Raw genomic sequence first — 1,720 nt, forward strand, 5'->3', positions numbered from 1 at the left:
TCGGCCGACAGCCGGCCGGCGGATTCACCCTCGGCCAGCGCGGCCTCGCGGGTCAGCACAAAATGCAGCTTGAAGCGAGGGTGCTGGCGGGCCAGCGCGCGCAGTGCATCGGCTTCGATCAGGCGGTCGCGCTGGCGCGCCCAGACCACCAGCTGGACCTCGGCCTGCGGGTGCTGCAGCAGCGCGGGCACCAGGCTCAGGAAGGGCGTCACGCCGCTACCGGCGGCCAGCAGCAGCCAGCGGCCATTCGGCTGGGCCGGCACCGTCATGTCGCCAAAGGCGGCGCCAACGCTCAGCAGGTCGCCCACGCGGGCATGCTGGCACAAGTGGGTGGAGAGGCGGCCCTGGTCGACGGCCTGGACGGTGATGGACAGCAGGCCATCGGCGCCCGGCAGGCGGCTCAGGCTGTAGCTGCGGTTGACTCGGTGGCCGTCGATTTCGGCGCCGACCTGCAAATGCTGGCCAGGCTGCACCGGGCCGACATGGCGGTTGGGCTTCAACACCAGGGTCACGGCGCCTTCCGACGCGGCGCGGCGCTCGACGATGCGTGCCAGTGGGCGGGCCCAGGTCCAAAGCGGGTTGAACTGGCCGGCCCAGAAGTCGAACAGGGCAGGATCGATCAGCGAATGCGCGTAGCCCGTGCGTTGGGCCGGGCGCGTCAAGGTCGTGGACACAGGCACTCCGGTCAAGGTGATGCCTGCAGTATACGGCCGTCAATACGCGCGTCTATACAGCCGTATATTAATTGAGGGTTAATTGACGCAGCGCAGCCTTGCGCACTGCACGCGGCAGGCCGGTATCATCGCTGGTCACCCTGATGCCCATGAACAGCGCCCTGGCTTCCACCTTGCCTCCGACCCCGCCGGCGCCCGCAGCCGATCCGGCGCTGGCGGCTGCCGAGCCGGCACCTGTGCTGCCCCAGGGGCCGGGTCGCAAGGCGCACATTTCGCGTGAAGACATCATGCGGGCCGCGTTGAAGCTGCTGGGCCCGCACCGCAGCGTCTCCACGCTGAGCCTGCGCGAGATCGCCCGCGAGGCTGGCATTGCGCCCAACAGCTTCTATCGCCAGTTCCGGGACGTGGACGAACTGGCCGTGGCCCTGATCGAGCAGGCTGGCGCGTCGCTGCGGCAGATCATCGGCAAGGCACGGGGCCGCGCCGGCACCGAACGCAGCGTGGTGCGCAGCTCGGTCAAGGCCTTCATGGAACAGCTGCATGCGGACGACAAGCTGCTGCACATCCTGCTGCGCGAAGGCGCGGTGGGTTCCGACGCCTTCATGCAGGCGGTCGACCGGCAGTTGAGCTTCTTCGAGGAAGAGCTGCGGCTGGACCTGATGCGCATGGCCAAGGATGGCCGCACCGGGCTTTATGAGCCCGCATTGACCGCCAAGGCCATCACCCGGCTGGTGTTTGCAATGGGCGCCACCGCAATGGACCTGCCGCCAGAACGCCTGCCGGCGCTCACCGAGCAAGTGATCGTGATGGTGCGCATCATCATGACCGGCACCCAGGCCCTGGCACGCGACCCGACGCTGCCGAAATAGGCCAGCGGCACCCATGGCTGCGCCCGGTTCAGCCGGGTTTTTTCATGTCCTCGCAAGGGTCTGGCCGCGGGGCTGTCGCGGTGCGCTGCACCTGCTGGTAGCGCCCGGCGTCTCCGCTGCCGTCAGGCTCCAGCCAGGCGACCGAGACGATCTGCGCCGCCTGTACACCCGCGGCGC

General features: G+C 68.8%; 2 protein-coding genes. One reads left to right on the forward strand and one right to left on the reverse strand.

The annotated features are described in order from the left end of the window. Positions 1-674: FAD-binding oxidoreductase (locus FKP22_RS29405; RefSeq protein WP_233447006.1), on the reverse strand; the 674-nt coding region annotated here is incomplete at its 3' end. A gap of 149 nt (positions 675-823) precedes the next feature. On the opposite strand from FKP22_RS29405, the gene fabR reads away from it, so the two are divergent. Continuing rightward, the gene (fabR, locus tag FKP22_RS29410) at positions 824-1,543 is read left to right on the forward strand and encodes an HTH-type transcriptional repressor FabR (protein WP_211361656.1); all 720 of its coding nucleotides are present in this window, start codon (positions 824-826) and stop codon (positions 1,541-1,543) included. Positions 1,544-1,720: the final 177 nt, after the last annotated feature.

The sequence above is a fragment of the Ideonella azotifigens genome, from assembly GCF_006519715.1.
Taxonomy (GTDB): Bacteria; Pseudomonadota; Gammaproteobacteria; order Burkholderiales; family Burkholderiaceae_C; genus Ideonella; species Ideonella azotifigens.

Bases quoted from the DNA above. Each gene is read 5' to 3' on its own strand.
- fabR (WP_211361656.1), top strand. From the start codon at position 824: ATGAACAGCGCCCTGGCTTCCACCTTGCCTCCGACCCCGCCGGCGCCC.